Origin of the sequence: Microbacterium jejuense (assembly GCF_039544225.1) — a bacterium.
GTDB classification, from domain to species: Bacteria; Actinomycetota; Actinomycetes; order Actinomycetales; family Microbacteriaceae; genus Microbacterium; species Microbacterium jejuense.
The window spans coordinates 202208-216848 of record NZ_BAABLG010000002.1 but is presented as its reverse complement, the minus strand read 5'-3'; the positions used below and the strand labels follow the sequence as shown (position 1 = coordinate 216848).

General features: G+C 73.3%; 11 protein-coding genes. 9 read left to right on the top strand and 2 right to left on the bottom strand.

What is annotated here, in order from left to right; translation table 11 throughout:
- Window positions 1–101: 101 nt before the first annotated feature.
- The 6 genes from ABEA46_RS03365 to ABEA46_RS03340 all read left to right on the top strand — a co-directional run bounded on the left by ABEA46_RS03365 (window position 102) and on the right by ABEA46_RS03340 (window position 9041).
- Window positions 102–1148, top strand: a complete 1047-nt coding sequence (locus ABEA46_RS03365) for an ABC transporter substrate-binding protein (protein WP_345542941.1) — start codon at window positions 102–104, stop codon at window positions 1146–1148.
- On the top strand, window positions 1138–2196 hold the full coding sequence (locus tag ABEA46_RS03360; protein ID WP_345542940.1) for a FecCD family ABC transporter permease: 1059 nt from the start codon (window positions 1138–1140) through the stop codon (window positions 2194–2196). The genes ABEA46_RS03365 and ABEA46_RS03360 overlap by 11 nt, the downstream gene beginning before the upstream one ends.
- Window positions 2193–3248 carry a FecCD family ABC transporter permease gene (locus ABEA46_RS03355; RefSeq protein WP_345542939.1) on the top strand — a complete coding sequence of 352 codons (1056 nt, stop codon included), beginning with the start codon at window positions 2193–2195 and terminating at the stop codon, window positions 3246–3248. Before ABEA46_RS03360 ends, ABEA46_RS03355 begins: the two co-directional genes overlap by 4 nt.
- Window positions 3245–4054: an ABC transporter ATP-binding protein gene (locus ABEA46_RS03350; protein WP_345542938.1), complete on the top strand. Its 810-nt coding sequence runs from the start codon at window positions 3245–3247 to the stop codon at window positions 4052–4054. The genes ABEA46_RS03355 and ABEA46_RS03350 overlap by 4 nt, the downstream gene beginning before the upstream one ends.
- Window positions 4055–4091: 37 nt before the next feature.
- Window positions 4092–8030: an ATP-dependent RNA helicase HrpA gene (gene hrpA, locus ABEA46_RS03345; protein ID WP_345542937.1), complete on the top strand. Its 3939-nt coding sequence runs from the start codon at window positions 4092–4094 to the stop codon at window positions 8028–8030.
- A 69-nt stretch (window positions 8031–8099) separates the two neighbouring features.
- On the top strand, window positions 8100–9041 hold the full coding sequence (locus tag ABEA46_RS03340) for a quinone oxidoreductase family protein (protein ID WP_345542935.1): 942 nt from the start codon (window positions 8100–8102) through the stop codon (window positions 9039–9041).
- 18 nt (window positions 9042–9059) lie between these two features.
- Here ABEA46_RS03340 and ABEA46_RS03335 read toward each other — a convergent pair whose 3' ends face one another.
- The gene (locus tag ABEA46_RS03335) at window positions 9060–9914 is read right to left on the bottom strand and encodes a sulfurtransferase (protein ID WP_345542934.1); all 855 of its coding nucleotides are present in this window, start codon (window positions 9912–9914) and stop codon (window positions 9060–9062) included.
- 115 nt (window positions 9915–10029) lie between these two features.
- Between ABEA46_RS03335 and ABEA46_RS03330 the strand changes: the two genes are divergently transcribed.
- Complete coding sequence (locus tag ABEA46_RS03330) at window positions 10030–11430, top strand: O-acetylhomoserine aminocarboxypropyltransferase/cysteine synthase family protein (protein ID WP_345542933.1); 1401 nt, start codon at window positions 10030–10032, stop codon at window positions 11428–11430.
- On the opposite strand, the gene ABEA46_RS03325 is transcribed toward ABEA46_RS03330, so the two are convergent.
- On the bottom strand, window positions 11403–12731 hold the full coding sequence (locus tag ABEA46_RS03325) for a M20/M25/M40 family metallo-hydrolase (protein ID WP_345542932.1): 1329 nt from the start codon (window positions 12729–12731) through the stop codon (window positions 11403–11405). The two genes, ABEA46_RS03330 and ABEA46_RS03325, sit on opposite strands and share 28 nt — an antisense overlap.
- A 35-nt stretch (window positions 12732–12766) precedes the next feature.
- On the opposite strand from ABEA46_RS03325, the gene ABEA46_RS03320 reads away from it, so the two are divergent.
- Window positions 12767–13759, top strand: coding sequence for a Gfo/Idh/MocA family protein (locus ABEA46_RS03320; protein ID WP_345542931.1), 993 nt, complete (start codon window positions 12767–12769; stop codon window positions 13757–13759).
- Window position 13760: 1 nt separating this feature from the next.
- On the top strand, window positions 13761–14639 hold the full coding sequence (locus ABEA46_RS03315; RefSeq protein ID WP_345542930.1) for an NYN domain-containing protein: 879 nt from the start codon (window positions 13761–13763) through the stop codon (window positions 14637–14639).
- The last annotated feature ends 2 nt before the right edge of the window (window positions 14640–14641 follow it).

Here is a 14641-nt window from a genome sequence, read left to right as displayed (position 1 = left end):
GCCCCCGCCGTCTCCGCGGTCCGCCCGCCCCGGATTGGCGACATCGGGCGAGGCAAGGCTAACCTAATCGGGTTCCCGCACATTCAGACACATGGAGACGCATGCCCTCCTTCAGCCCGCGCCGACGACTTCACGCCGCCCTCGGCGTCACCGCGGCTCTCGCCGCCGTCCTGGCTCTGACCGCCTGCTCCCCCACGACGGACGAGCCCGCTGCCGGGACTCCGGCGGCGGACGGCGCGTTCCCCGTGACGATCACCTCCGCCCTCGGCGATGCGGTCATCACCGAGAAGCCGGAGCGCGTCGCAACGTGGGGCTGGTCGACGCAGGATGCGGTGCTGGCGCTCGGCGTCGTCCCTGCCGCGATGCCGGCCTACGCGTACGGCGGCGTCGACGGCGTGCTGCCATGGGACGCGGATGCGATCGAGACGCTGGGCGGCCAGACGCCGACCCTGCTCACCGGCACCGACACCGGAGAGATCGACGTCGAGGAGTTCGTCGCGGTGCGCCCGGACGTCATCCTCGCGCCGTACTCGGGCCTCACGCAGGACGAGTTCGACGCGCTCAGCAAGATCGCGCCGGTCGTGGCCTACCCCGACCAGCCGTGGGCGACCACGTGGCAGGACCAGACCGCTCTCGTCGGCAAGGCCCTCGGCCTGAGCGACGAAGCCGATGCGCTCGTCGCCCAGACGGACGCCGACGTCGCCGACCTCGCCGCGGAGTACCCGGTCCTGGACGGCAAGACGTTCGCGTACGGCGCGAACAACGAGCCCGAGATCCTCAACCTCTACCTGGACAGCGACCCGCGCGTGCAGCTGCTCACCCAGCTGGGCATGTCCCTGGCCCCGTCGGTCACCGAGCTCGACCCGAAGGCCGACGACGAGACGTACTTCTACGGCCTCGGCTTCGAGAGCCTCTCGAAGCTCGACTCGGATGTGCTCGTCGCCTACTTCGGCTCGCAGGACGAGGCTGACGCCTTCGTCGCGGACCCGCTCGTGGCCGCGATGCCGCAGGTCGCGCAGGGCCGCTTCGCGCCGATCGTCGGCGAATCATTCGTGATGGCGTCGAGCGCGCCCACCGTCCTGTCGATCCCGTGGATGCTCGACCAGTACGTGCCGCAGCTCGCCGACGCGGCGGCACGTGTCGGCTGACACGACCCCCGCCGCGACGCGCCGGCACTCGTCCCGTTCGGGGACGAGGCCGGCGCGTCGCCGTGCGCTCGGCGCCGCGATCATCGTCGTGGCGCTCATCGTCGCGTGCCTGGCGAGTCTCGCCGTGGGGACCGCCGCCATCCCCCTGCACACGGTGTGGGACGCGCTGACCGCGTACGATCCGGCGAACCCCGAGCACATCGCCATCGTGCTCAAGCGGCTCCCGCGCACGATCGTCGGCGTCGCGGTCGGCGTCGCGCTGGGACTGGCCGGCGCCGTCGCGCAGGGCGTCACCCGCAATCCGCTCGCCGACCCCGGCATCCTCGGGATCAGCCAGGGTGCGGCCCTGGCGGTCGTCGCGGGCATCGTGCTGTTCGGCCTCACGCAGCCTTCGCAGTATCTGTGGTTCGCGTTCGCCGGCGCCTGCGTCGCGGGCGTGTTCGTGTGGGCTGTCGCCTCGCGCGGTCGCGAGGGCGCCACGCCGGTGAAGCTCGCGCTCGCGGGCGCCGCGGTCGCCGCGGCGTTCTCGTCCCTCGTCGCCGGCCTGCTCATCGCCAACCGGCAGGCGCTGGACACCATGCGCTTCTGGCAGGTCGGATCGCTCGCCGGTCGCGGGTTCGACGTCCTGCTTCCCGCGCTGCCCGCCCTCGTCGTCGGCACCGCCGCCGCGTTGATGATCGGGCGCATGCTCAACCTCTTCGCGCTCGGCGACGACACCGCCTCGGCGCTCGGGCTGCGCGTGGGACGCTCGCGGCTGATCGCCGGTGCGATCGTGGTGGTCCTGGCGGGTGCGGCCACCGCCGTCGCCGGACCGATCGCCTTCCTCGGGCTCGTCGTGCCGCACGCCGTCCGCGTCGCGACCGGGCCGGACTACCGCTGGATCCTCGCGTACTCGGCGCCGGCCGCCGCCGCCCTGCTCGTCGCCGCCGACGTGGTCGCGCGCGTCGTCGCACGCCCGGGCGAGGTGCAGGTGGGGATCGTCCTCGCGGTGCTCGGCGCGCCGGTCTTCATCGCCCTCGTACGCCGCGGACGGGCGGTGGCCCTGTGACCGCGGCATCCACCGCGCGCTCGGGCGCCACGACCCGCGCGTGGCGCGCGCATCTGCGCCGGCGGACCGCGATCGTCTGCGCCGGGCTCGGCGCCGTCGTCGTCGCGCTGTTCATCACCGCCCTGCTGCTCGGCGAGGCCGGGCTCTCTCCCGCCGAGGTGCTCTCGGCGTTCACCGGACGCGCCGACCGCATCACGGCCTACGTGGTGCTCGAGCTGCGCCTGCCGCGCGCGCTGGCCGCCGCGATCGTCGGCGCATGCCTCGGCGCTTCGGGGGCGGTGTTCCAGTCGGTGGTGCGCAATCCGCTGGCGAGCCCCGACATCGTCGGCATCACGTCGGGCGCCGGGTTCGCGGGTGTCGTCGCGGTGGTCGTGCTGCACGCGTCGGGGATCGCGCTGTCGTTCATCGTCATCGCGGGCGGGATCGCCGCCGCGATCGCCGTCGCCATGCTCACCTGGCAGCGCGGCATCCACGGGCTGCGCCTGGTGCTCGTCGGGATCGGCGTCGCCGCACTCGCGACCGCGCTCACGTCCTACCTGCTCACCCGCGTCGACATCCGTGAGGCGGGGGTCGCCTACACATGGCTGGTCGGCAGTCTCAACGGCGCGTCGTGGCCGATCGTGTCGATCACCCTGATCCTCGCCGTGATCGCCTTCGTCGCGCTCGCGTGGCGATCCCGTGCGCTGCGCGCGCTCGAACTGGGCGACACGACGGCGGCGGCGCTCGGGTTCCGCGTCGAACGCGACAGGGTCGTCGTGCTGCTCATCGCCACGGTGCTCGCCGCGATCGCCGTCGGCGCGAGCGGCCCCATCGCCTTCGTCGCGCTGATGGCGCCGCAGATCGCACGGCGGCTCGTCGGCCGCACCTCGCTCTCGCTGGTCGCCGCGGCGGCGACGGGGGCGGCCCTCGTGAGCGCCGCCGACCTGCTCGCGCAGTACCTGGTGCCGGGGGTCTCCTTCCCCGTCGGCGTCGTCACGGGCGCGATCGGCGCCCCGTACCTGGCCTGGCTGCTCGCCCGGTCGAACCGCACCCGTTCCGGAGGAACGACATGACCGCCGCACGCTCGCTCGCCACCCGCGACCTGACCCTCGCCTACGACGGCCGCACCGTCGTCGACGGGCTCACGTTCGAGGTCCCGCCGGGCCGCATCACGGTCATCGTCGGCGCGAACGCGTGCGGCAAGTCGACGCTGCTGCGGGGACTGTCACGCCTGCTGCCGCCGACGTCCGGCTCGGTGCTGCTGGACGGCGGCGACATCCACCGGATGCCGACGGCCGAGGTCGCACGTGTGCTGGGGCTCCTCCCCCAGGCGCCGGTCGCGCCCGACGCGATCACGGTGGCCGATCTCGTCGCCCGCGGCCGCTATCCGCATCAGGGCTGGCTGCGCCGTCGCCAGGGCGAGGACGACGCGATCGTCGACGCCGCGATGGCCTCGGCGGGCGTGCTCGAGCTCGCCGAGCGCTCCGTCGACGAGCTGTCGGGCGGCCAGCGCCAGCGCGTGTGGATCGCGATGGCCCTCGCGCAGCAGACCGACCTGCTGCTGCTCGACGAGCCGACGACGTATCTGGACATCAGCCACCAGATCGACGTGCTCGACCTGCTCGTCGACCTCAACGCCGAGCGCGACACGACGATCGTCATGGTGCTGCACGAGCTCGCCCTGGCATGCCGATATGCGGATCACCTCGTCGCGATGCGCGGCGGCGCGGTCATCGCCGCCGGCGCGCCGTCCGACATCGTGGATGCCGCGCTGGTCCGCGACGTGTTCGGCATCGACTCGGTCGTCGTGCCCGACCCCGTGAGCGGCACGCCGACGGTCGCCCCGTTCGGACGGCACCACCGGCTCCCCCGGGACTGAAGCCGGGCGGCCGGCCGACGCGATACGATCGAAGGCTATGTCTGCGCCCGAACCCGTCATCTCGTACCCGCCGGAGCTCCCCGTCAGCGCCGCGCGCGACGAGATCGCCCGTGCGATCCAAGACCACCAGGTCGTCATCGTCGCGGGCGCCACCGGGTCGGGCAAGACGACGCAGCTGCCCAAGATCGCGCTGGAGCTCGGCCGCACGCGCATCGCGCACACCCAGCCCCGGCGGCTCGCCGCCCGCACGATCGCCGAGCGCGTCGCCGAGGAGCTGCGGGTGCCGCTGGGCACCGCGGTCGGCTACAAGGTGCGCTTCACCGACAAGGTCTCGGCCGACACGAGCATCGCGCTCATGACCGACGGCATCCTGCTCAACGAGATCCACCGCGACCGCCTGCTGCGCCGCTACGACACGATCATCGTCGACGAGGCGCACGAGCGGTCGCTCAACGTCGACTTCCTGCTCGGCTATCTGCGCCGCATCCTCACCAAGCGGCCGGACCTCAAGGTCATCATCACGAGCGCCACGATCGACCCCGAGAGCTTCGCGAAGCACTTCGCCGAGCCCGACGGGACCCCCGCGCCGATCATCGAGGTGTCGGGCCGGACGTACCCGGTCGAGATCCGCTACCGCCCTTCGACGGGCGCAAGGACCGCGACGGGCGCAGGGACCGCACGGCGCGACGACGAGTCCGACGACGTCGACGGCATCACGGCGGCCCTGCGGGAGCTCGACCGCGAGCCGGCGGGCGACGTGCTGGTGTTCCTCCCCGGCGAGGCCGAGATCCGGGACGCCGCCGACGCGGTGCGCGGCCTGTATGCGAAGGACGCCGCCCCCACCGAGGTGCTGCCCCTGTTCGGCCGTCTCTCGGCAGCCGAGCAGCATCGCGTGTTCGAGCCGTCCCACGTGGCGGGCGTCCGTCGCCGGGTCATCCTGGCCACCAACGTCGCCGAGACGAGCCTCACGGTGCCCGGCATCCGCTACGTCGTCGACACCGGCACGGCCCGCATCTCGCGCTACAGCAACCGCAGCAAGGTGCAACGCCTGCCGATCGAGCCGGTGTCGCAGGCCTCGGCCCAGCAGCGCTCGGGGCGCGCCGGCCGCACCAGCGCGGGCGTCGCGATCCGCCTCTACGCCGAGGAGGACTTCGAGGCCCGTCCGGAGTTCACCGAGCCCGAGATCCTCCGCACGAGTCTCGCGTCGGTGATCCTGCAGATGCTGGCGCTCGGCTTCGGCGACATCTCGTCGTTCCCGTTCCTCACCCCGCCGGACTCGCGCGGGGTGAAGGCCGCATTCGATCTGCTCGTCGAGCTCGGCGCCGTGAAGACCGGCCGCGAGCACCATACGCTCACCGATCTCGGCCGCGAGATCTCACGGCTGCCGATCGACCCGCGGTTCGCGCGCATGCTCATCGAGGCGCGGCGGACGGGCGTGCTGCGCGACGTGCTCGCGATCGTGGCAGGCCTGTCCATCCAGGACGTGCGCGAGCGGCCCGAGGAGCGGCGCGAGGAGGCCGACAGGTTCCACGCGCGGTTCACGGACCCGACGAGCGACTTCCTGAGCCTGCTGAACCTGTGGAACCACCTGCAGGAGAAGCAGGCTGAGCTCGGCTCCAGTGCCTTCCGGCGCCTGTGTCGCGCCGAGCACCTCAACTACGTGCGCGTGCGGGAGTGGGCCGACGTGCATCGGCAGCTGAGCGCGCTCGTGAACGCCCCGCGCCGCGGGGTCGACCACGACGGCACCGCCGAGCCCGACCAGGTGCACAAGGCGATCCTCTCCGGGCTGCTCTCGCAGCTCGGCGTGCTCGACGAACGCACCGCCGCCCGCGCCGCGGGTCGCGGGCAGGCCGCTGCCGGCGACGCCAAGCGGCGCACCCCGCCGGCCGAGTACCTCGGATCGCGCGGCACGCGCTTCGCGATCTTCCCCGGCTCGGGGCTGCGCAAGCAGCGCCCGCAGGCGGTCATGGCCGCCGAGGTCGTCGAGACCAGCCGGATGTTCGCGCGGACGGTCGCCGCGATCGACCCGGAGTGGGCGGAGCCGCTGGCCGGAGACCTCGCCAAGCGGTCGCTGAGCGAGCCGCACTGGTCCAAGGCGTCCGGTGCGGCATCCGCGTACGAGAAGGTCACGCTCTTCGGCGTCGAGATCGTCCCCAAGCGCCGTGTGCAGCTGGCCCGCTTCGATCGGCCGTACGCGCGCGAGCTGTTCCTGCGTCACGCGCTGGTCGAGGGCGACTGGGACTGGTCGCACCTCGACAAGCGCCTGACCGCGTTCGAGCGCCGCAACCACGAGCTGCGCCGTCGACTCGAGAAGATCGAGGAGCGCGAGCGCCGCCGCGACATCCTCGTGGGCGACGAGGCCGTCTTCCGGTTCTACGACGCGCGTCTGCCGCAGGACGTCTTCGACGCGCGCTCGTTCGAGGCGTGGTGGAAGGATGCCGCCGCCCGCACGCCGCGGCTGCTCGACATGACCGAGGCCGACCTCGTCGACGAGGCATCGCGCGGCGACGAGCGCGACTTCCCAGCGCGCTGGCAGCAGGGCGACCAGGTTCTCTCGCTCGCCTACCGGTTCGAGCCGGGCGCACCCGACGACGGTGTGACGGCCGTGGTGCCGCTGGCCCTGCTCGCGCAGCTGCGGCCCGACGGCTTCGACTGGCAGGTGCCCGGCATGCGCGACGAGCTCATCACAGCGCTGCTGCGGGCGCTGCCCAAGTCGATCCGCCGGCACGTCGTGCCCGCGGCGGACTGGGCAACGACCTTCGCGGCCGACCTCGCGGGTCTCGGCCCCGAGGCGCACGACGGTCTTCCGCCGACCGCGCTGCGCGACGCCCTCGCCGCCCGCATCCAGCGCGTCGCGAACCAGCCGGTGACCGCGGCCGACTTCGAGCTCGACCGCGTCCCGGGCCACCTGCAGGTGTCGTTCCGCGCCGTGGACGAGCGCGGCCGCGCCGTCGGGTCAGATCGCGACCTCGCCGCACTGCAGGCACGGCTGTCGGACCGGGCGCGGGCATCGGTGTCGCGCTCGCTCAACGCCCCCGCCCGCGGCCCGCAGGGCCCCGCGACCACCTCGCGCCCCGCCCCCGCCGGCGCGCCCGCCGGCCCCGCCTTCGCGGAGCGCACCGGACTCACCGAATGGACGTTCGGCGACCTCCCGGACGTCGTGGACACCCGCGTCGCCGGCGGCGTCGTGCGCGGCTACCCCGCGATCGTCGACGAGGGCTCCTCCGTCGCGCTGCGCATCGAGGCGACGCCCGAGGCCGCCGTGAGCGCCACGCGCGCCGGCGTGCGACGGCTCGCGCTGCTGGCCGTGCCGTCGCCCACCGCGTACGTGCTCGATCACCTGACCTCGCCCGAGAAGCTCGCGCTGGCGGCATCCCCGTATCCGTCCGCGAAGGCGCTCGTCGAGGACTGTCGCGTGGCCGTGGCGGATGCCGTCATCGCCCGCGTCGCGGGTCCGGGCGCCGTGCGCACCCAGGCGGGGTTCGAGGCCGCGCGCGATGCGCTGTCGGCGGTGATCGTCGACGAGCTGTTCCAGACGGTGTCGCTGACCGCGCGCATCCTCACCGCCGCCCGCGACGTGGAGCGCAGCATGCGCGACGCGAACTCGCTCACGCTGCTCGGCGCGCTCGGCGACGTGAAGGCGCAGCTGGCAGGGCTCGTGTTCCCCGGCTTCGTGTCGCGCACCGGCACCGCGCGGCTCGCGCACCTTCCCCGGTACCTGCGCGGTGCGCTCGACCGCGTCAAGGCGCTGGCCGACAACCCCGGACGCGACCGGCAGCGCATGACGGAGTTCGAGCGCGCGAGCGCGCTGTACGCCGAGGCCGGCGGGACCATTCCGCCGGTCGCGGACGCGCCGGAGGCGATCGCGCATACACGGTGGCTGCTCGAGGAGTATCGGGTGAGCCTGTTCGCGCAAGGTCTCGGCACGGCCGAGCCGGTGTCGCTGCAGCGGATCGGCAAGGCGCTGCGCGAGTAGCGCCGGACGCCGGCATGTCACGCGGCGACACACGGGAATGGCCCGCGACCCCGGAGGGATTCACACGACATGACCAGAGCCATCGCGTACACCGAGTTCGGGGGCCCTGAGGTCCTGCACGAGATCGAGACCACCGACGTCCAGCCCGGACCCGGCGAGGTCGCGATCCGCGTCCAGGCCGCGGGCGTGAACCCGATCGACGCCAAGCTGCGCGCGGGCCTGCGCGCCTCGGCCGCCATCGTCGAACCACGCCGGGTGGGCGCGGACGGCGCCGGGATCGTCACCGCTGTCGGCGCGGGGGTCGACGGCTTCGGGGTGGGCGACGCCGTCGTGTTCGGCGGCGCCCACGGCGCGTACGCCGACGCCGTCGCGGTCCGCGCCGAGCACGTGCACCCGCGGCCGGCGGACGTGAGCGCCGCCGTCGGGGCCGCCATCGGCATCCCCGCCGGCACCGCCTACCAGACGCTGCGCTCGCTCGCCGTCGGCGCCGGCGACACCCTGCTGATCCACGGCGGATCGGGCGCCGTGGGGCAGGCGGCGGTGCAGTTCGCCGTGCTGTGGGGCGCGACGGTCCTCGCCACCGCGTCGCCCGCACGATTCGGCAGGCTGCGCGACCTCGGCGCGACCCCGGTGGCCTACGGCGACGGGCTCGCCGACCGGGTGCGCGAGGCCGCGCCGCAGGGCGTCACCGTCGCGATCGACGCCGCGGGCACCGACGAGGCGCTGCAGACGTCGCTCGAGCTCGTTCCCGACCGCCGGCGGATCGCCACGCTGGTGCGGGGTGCGGATGCCGCAGGCCTGGGCATCCGCGCCTTCTCCGGCGGCTCGCCCGAACCGCTCACGGCGCAGCAGCAGACCTGGCGCGCCGAGTCGGCACCGGTGACCCTCGCCCTCCTCGCGGCGGGTGCCTTCTCGGTCGAGCTCGGCCCGCAGTTCGCACTCGCGGACGCCGCGGCGGCGCATCGCGCGCTGGCCGAGGGCGTGTCCGGCAAGATCACGCTCCTCCCCTGACCCGGTGCGCGCAGGCGCTCACACGGTGCCGGTGACCTCCCCGGGGGCGGCGCCCGTGGCGATCGGGCGGCCCGGAGTGTTCGACCACTGGCTCCACGAGCCCGGGTAGAGCGCGAGCTCCAGCCCGGCCAGCTCAGCGGCGAACACCGCCTGCGCGGCGGTGACGCCCGAGCCGCAGTACGCCGCCGCGTCGGCGCCGGGCACCACGCCCACCGAGGCGAACAGCTCGGCGAGGGCGGCGGCATCCCGGAACCGCTCGCCGTCCATGTACGCCGTCGTCGCGAGGTTCACGGCGCCCGGGATGTGCCCGGCGATCGGATCGATGGGCTCGACCTCGCCGCGGTAGCGCTCGGCCGCGCGCACGTCGACGAGCACCCCGTTCGCGGGCAGTCCGGCCGCATCGTCGATCGACAGCACGGGTTCGGCGATGTCGTGCACCACCGCGTCTCCCGGCTCGGGCGTGACCGCACCGGTTTCGAGTCCGAAGCCGCCATCGATCCAGCCGCGCAGGCCTCCGTCGAGCAGCCGCACGTCGGCGATGCCCGAGCGGGTGAGCGCCCACCACGCCCGCGAGGCACCGAGCGCACGCGCATCGTCGTAGACGACCACCGTCTCGCCCCTGCGCAGTCCCCAGCGACGGACGGCCGCCTGCAGATCGGCGAGCGCGGGAAGCGGATGCCGCCCCTCATCGGGACGACCGTGACGCGACAGCTCCGACTCGAGGTCGACGTAGACGGCGCCGGGCACATGGCCGGCAGCGTGGTCAGCGCGGCCGTCGGGCTGGTCGAGGCGATAGCGGACGTCGAGCACGCGCACGGGGGTGCCGGTGCGGAGGAGGACGTCGAGTTCTGCGGGGGTGATGAGCTGCGCCACACGTCCATTCTCATCCCGTGCGCGCGTACCGCCCACCCGGCGCCCGCGGGCCGCGCCCGCAACAGTACGACACACGACGAGCACGCATCCAGGCGCGGGACCGACAATGGTTCCCATGCCCGAAGAGACTCGTCGCTCCGCCCCCTCTCGTCAGACCAGGTCGGGCTCCTTCGCGACGGCGCAGGTCCAGGCTGGTTACGTGTCGGGCCTCGCCGAGAACACCGCCGTGCCCTCGATCCACCAGTCGAACGGCTTCGAGTTCGCGTCGCTGAGCGAGGCGCGCGACCTGTTCGCCCTCCGCAAGGACGGGAACATCTACAGCCGTGCGGCCAACCCCACGGTGCTCGTGTTCGAGCGCCGGGTGGCCGAGCTCGAGGGCGGCATCGGGGCGGCGGGCGTGGCCTCGGGCCAGGCGGCCGTCGCGGTCGCCCTCCTCGCCCTCGCGAAGCAGGGCGAGCACATCGTCGCGGCACGGCAGCTGTACGGCGGCACCGTCGACCTGCTGCAGGACACGTTCGCCGACTGGGGAATCGAGGTCACCTTCGTCGACCAGGACGACCTCGACGCCTGGCAGGCCGCCGTCCGCCCCACCACCCGCGCGCTGTTCGCGGAGTCGATCTCGAACCCGATCGCCCAGGTCCTCGACCTCGGCGCTGTCGCGGCCGTCGCCCGGCGCGCGGGCGTGCCCCTCGTCATCGACAACACCGTCGCGACCCCGTACCTGCAGCGCGCGAAGGACTTCGGCGCCGACATCGTGGTGCACTCCGCGACGAAGTTCCTCGGCGGCCACGGCACGTCGCTCGGCGGCGTCGTCGTCGATCTCGGCACCTTCGACTTCACGGCCGAGCCCGAACGGTGGCCGCAGCTGACGCAGACCTACGCGCGCGTGCCCGACGGCAGCCTCGTCGAGCGCTTCGGCGAGACGGCATCGCCGTACATCGCGCTGGTCAAGACCAAGTACGTGCACGACCTCGGCCCATCGCTGTCGGCGTTCAACGCGTTCCAGCTGCTGCAGGGGCTCGAGACGCTCGACCTGCGCATGGAGCGCCACACCGCGACGGCGCTCACGGTCGCGCGATTCCTGGAGCAGCACCCCGCCGTCGCCCGCGTGCACCACCCCAGCTTGGAGTCCAGCCCGTGGCGCGAGAACGCCGCGACCTACCTGCCCGACGGCGCGAGCTCGGTGTTCGCGTTCGATCTGAGCGCCACCGGCGACGCCGAGGCGGACTTCCGCCTCGTCGAGGACCTCATCTCCCGGCTGCAGGTGATCCGCCTCGTCGCGAACATCGGCGATGCGCGCAGCCTCGTGGCCCACCCCGCGTCGATGACGCACAGCCACATGTCGCCGGCGCAGCTCGCCGAGGCCTACATCTCGCCGACGACGGTGCGGCTCTCGATCGGCCTGGAGGACGCGCACGACATCGTCGACGACCTCCGCCGCGCGCTCGACGGCGTCGCCGCCGCCCTCACCCCGGCCGAGGCGGATCGTCAGCTCGCCGAGACCAGCGCCCGGTAGAACCCGATCCCCCGCAGCCACACCTCGACGCGGATGCGCTCGTTGTGGGCGTGCAGCGCGTCGCGCTCGGCCCGCGTCAGGTGGAACGGCGTGAACCGGTACACGTTGTCGGAGATCGCGGTGAACCAGCGGCTGTCACTGGCGCCCAGCTGCAGATAGGGCAGCGTCACGACGTCCTCGCCGAGCGATGCCGTCACCGCTGCGGCGATCCGGCGCCACTGGTCGCCGCGCCACGGCGAGATCGGCGACGGGTCGGAACCGTGGGCCAGGGTCACCTCGACCTCGGGGTCGGCGATGACCCGGCGCACCCGCGCGGTCGCACCGTCCACGGTGTCGCCGGTCAGCAGCCGGATGTTCACGGCGGCCGTCGCCGAGGTCGCCAGCACGTTGTCGCCGGGTGCGCCGCGCAGCCGCGTGGCCACCGCGGTGGTCCGCACGGTCGCGTTCATCTCGGGCCCGAGCCGCGCCAGCACGCCTGCCACGAGCGGGCCGGTCACCGCGAGGCTGCGGAACAGCGCCCGCAGGGGCTGCGGCGCGTGCGGCGCCACTGTCGAGAGCATCGCGCGCACCGGCGCGGCGAGTCTCGTCGGGAAGGGATGCCGGTGCAGTCGGTCGACCGCGCGCGCGAGGCGTGCGGTGGCGGGGAACGACGGCGGGGTCGACGCATGCCCGCCGCCCTCTCGCGCGGTGAGCTCGAGAGTCATGACGCCGCGCTCGGCGACGCCGACCATCGCGGTGGGCACCGCCACGCCGGGGACCACGCCGTCGACGACGGCGCCGCCCTCGTCGAGCACGAGGCCCGGACGGATGCCGCGCCCGCGCAGCAGGGCGACGATCGCCTGTGCGCCGCCGCCCGCCGTCTCTTCGTTGTGGCCGAACGACAGGTACACGTCCCGCGCCGGCGCGAAGCCCTCGGCCGCGAGCTCCTCGACGGCCTCGAGGATCGCGACCAGGGACCCCTTGTCGTCGATCGCCCCCCGCGCGTGCAGGACGGCATCCGCGCCCTCGCCGACGATCTCGGCGGCGAACGGGGCGTGATCCCACTCTTCGGGCACGACCGGCACGACGTCGATGTGGGCCATGAGCACGAGCGGGAGCGCCGAGGTCGCGCCCCGCCAGCGATACAGCAGGGAGTGGCCGTCGACGACCTCGCGTTCGAGGCGCGCGTGGAGGGCCGGGTACAGCCGCACGACGGCGGCCGCGAAGTCGTCGAACGCGCTCCAGTCGGTCTCGGCCTCGTCGGCGTGCGACACGGTGGGGATCTGCAGCAGCTCGCGGAAGCGTTCGACGGAAGAACTCACGCGAAGAGCATACGCAGGCCACTAGCCTCGGTCTCATGACTTCTCAGGCATCCCTCCGCTGGGGCATCCTCGGCCCCGGCGGCATCGCCCGCGCCTTCACGAGCGACCTGCGCACCGCGGGGCTCGACGTGGCGGCGGTCGGGTCGCGCCGTCTCGAATCGGCTCAGGCGTTCGCCGCCGACTTCGGCATCCCGCACGCGCACGGCTCGTACGAGGACCTCGTCGCGGACCCCGACGTCGACATCGTCTACGTCGCCACGCCGCACCCGATGCACGCCGGTCAGGCGCTCCTCGCCCTCGAAGCCGGCAAGCACGTGCTCGTCGAGAAGCCCTTCACGCTCAACGCGGCCGAGGCCGAGGCGGTGCGCGAGGCGGCCGCGGAGCGCGGGCTGCTCGCGATGGAGGCGATGTGGACCCGCTACCTGCCGCACATGATCCGCATCCGCGAGATCGTCGCGTCGGGTGTGCTCGGCGAGATCCGCGCCGTCACCGCCGACCACACGCAGCGCATCACGAGTGATCCGGCGCACCGGCTGAACGCGCTGGAGCTCGGCGGCGGCGCGCTGCTGGATCTCGGCATCTATCCGGTGTCGTTCGCGTGGGACATCCTCGGCGAGCCGCTCACCGTCGTCGCCTCGGCGCGACTGGGCGAGACCGGCGCGGACACCGAGATCGCGACGATCATGGCGCACGCCAACGGCGCACTGTCGACCACGCTGACCTCGTCGCGCTCGGCGGGGCCCAACACGGCCTCGATCGTCGGCACGGACGCCCGCATCGACATCGACCGCGTCTGGTACACGCCGACCTCGTTCCGCGTGGTCGCGCCCGACGGCAGCGTGCTCGAGGAGTACCGCTCCGAGGTCGAGGGACGCGGGATGCAGTATCAGGCGCTCGCGGCCGAGCGCATCGTCGCGGCGGGGCGCACCGACTCGGACGAGCTGCCGATCGACGAGAGCGTCGCGATCATGGCGACCCTCGACGAGATCCGCTCGCTCGTGGGCGTCCGCTACCCCGTGGAGGACTGACATGGCCGACCTGCAGGGCGCCCGAGTCGCCGTCTATCTCGACTTCGACAACATCGTGATGTCGTGGTACGACCGCGTGCACGGCAAGAACTCCTACTCGCGGGACCGGCAGAAGATCGCCGCGAACCCCTCGGACCCCGAGATCGCCGAGCGCCTCGCGGCCGCCACCATCGACGTCGGCGCGATCATCGACTACGCGACGTCGTTCGGCACGCTCGTGCTCACGCGCGCGTACGCCGACTGGTCGTCACCTGTGAATGCCGAGTACCGTTCGCAGCTCGTCGCCCGCGCGGTCGATCTCGTGCAGCTGTTCCCCGCGGCCGCCTACGCCAAGAACGGCGCCGACATCCGCCTCGCGGTCGACGCGGTCGAAGACATGTTCCGCCTCCCCGACCTCACCCACGTCGTGATCGTCGCGGGCGACTCGGACTACGTGCCGCTCGCACAGCGCTGCAAGCGGCTCGGACGCTTCGTCGTGGGCGTCGGGGTCGCCGGCTCCACCGCCAAGTCGCTGGCCGCGGCATGCGACCAGTTCGACTCGTACGACGCCCTCCCCGGCGTCGCCGCGCCGCCGACCGGGAAGAAGGATGCCGCACCCGCCGGTGCCGCCAAGAGCGGCCGCCGCGCGAAGAAGCCGTCGGCCGACCCTGTCGAGAGCCTGCTCGAGCGCGCGCTCCGGCTGGAGAGCGACAAAGAGGGCGTGGAGTGGCAGCACGCGTCGGCCGTCAAGAGCCTCATCAAGCGCCTCGACCCGTCGTTCAGTGAGAAGGGCCTGGGCCACAAGAGCTTCTCGGAGTTCGTCAAGGCCCACCCCGACGTGGCCGAGGTCGACGAGTCCGGCAACATCGTGCTCATCCGGCTGGCGCCGTCACGGCGCTGACG

Excerpts from the sequence above, each read along its gene's own strand:
- ABEA46_RS03365 (WP_345542941.1), top strand. The coding sequence starts at position 102 with ATGCCCTCCTTCAGCCCGCGCCGACGACTTCACGCCGCCCTCGGCGTC.
- ABEA46_RS03350 (WP_345542938.1), top strand. The coding sequence starts at position 3,245 with ATGACCGCCGCACGCTCGCTCGCCACCCGCGACCTGACCCTCGCCTAC.
- hrpA (WP_345542937.1), top strand. The coding sequence starts at position 4,092 with ATGTCTGCGCCCGAACCCGTCATCTCGTACCCGCCGGAGCTCCCCGTC.
- ABEA46_RS03340 (WP_345542935.1), top strand. The coding sequence starts at position 8,100 with ATGACCAGAGCCATCGCGTACACCGAGTTCGGGGGCCCTGAGGTCCTG.
- ABEA46_RS03330 (WP_345542933.1), top strand. The coding sequence starts at position 10,030 with ATGCCCGAAGAGACTCGTCGCTCCGCCCCCTCTCGTCAGACCAGGTCG.
- ABEA46_RS03320 (WP_345542931.1), top strand. The coding sequence starts at position 12,767 with ATGACTTCTCAGGCATCCCTCCGCTGGGGCATCCTCGGCCCCGGCGGC.
- ABEA46_RS03315 (WP_345542930.1), top strand. The coding sequence starts at position 13,761 with ATGGCCGACCTGCAGGGCGCCCGAGTCGCCGTCTATCTCGACTTCGAC.